The sequence below is a fragment of the Streptomyces colwelliae genome (assembly GCF_048158785.1).
GTDB lineage: Bacteria > Actinomycetota > Actinomycetes > Streptomycetales > Streptomycetaceae > Streptomyces.
This window is the reverse complement of the sequence record NZ_JBLTJC010000917.1, coordinates 1-513: the sequence shown is the minus strand read 5'-3', so window position 1 is coordinate 513 and position 513 is coordinate 1. Positions and strand designations below refer to the sequence as shown.

The window sequence follows — 513 nt, the reverse complement described above, 5'->3', positions numbered from 1 at the left end:
GTACCGGCCGATGGGACGGCCGATCGGCGCGCGACCGAGGAACTGGTCCGGCAGCTGCTCGGCATCATGCAGCCGCCGCGGCCGTGCGACTGCCTCGTTTCGGCAGCGACGGTGATCGACCGGTGATGCTGCTGCGCGAGCACTTCGGTGGGCGCGAGCATCGCGGCCTGTCCGCCTGCGTCGACGACGGCGAGCATGGCTCGGAGGGCCACCATGGTTTTCCCCGATCCCACCTCCCCCTGCAACAACCGATGCATCGGATGCTCCGTCGCCAGGTCGTCGAAGATCTCCTTGGAGACCTTCACCTGCCCGTCCGTAAGCGTGAACGGAAGGCGGTCGTCGAAGGCCGTGAGGAGGCCGTCGGGGGACGGTTTGCGGGCTACGGCGGGGAGTTGGGCGTCCGCGTGGCGGCGGCGGGCGAGGGCGACCTGGAGGACGAAGGCCTCGTCCCACTTGAGGCGGTCGCGGGCCGCGGCGATGTCCGCCTTGGTGTGGGGGCGGTGGATCTTGAGG

1 protein-coding gene is annotated in these 513 nt (G+C 70.2%); it reads right to left on the bottom strand.

Annotated elements, in window-relative coordinates; genetic code table 11:
- On the bottom strand, positions 1–513 hold a 513-nt coding region (locus tag ACNFOC_RS55145; protein ID WP_416966413.1), incomplete at both ends, for a DEAD/DEAH box helicase.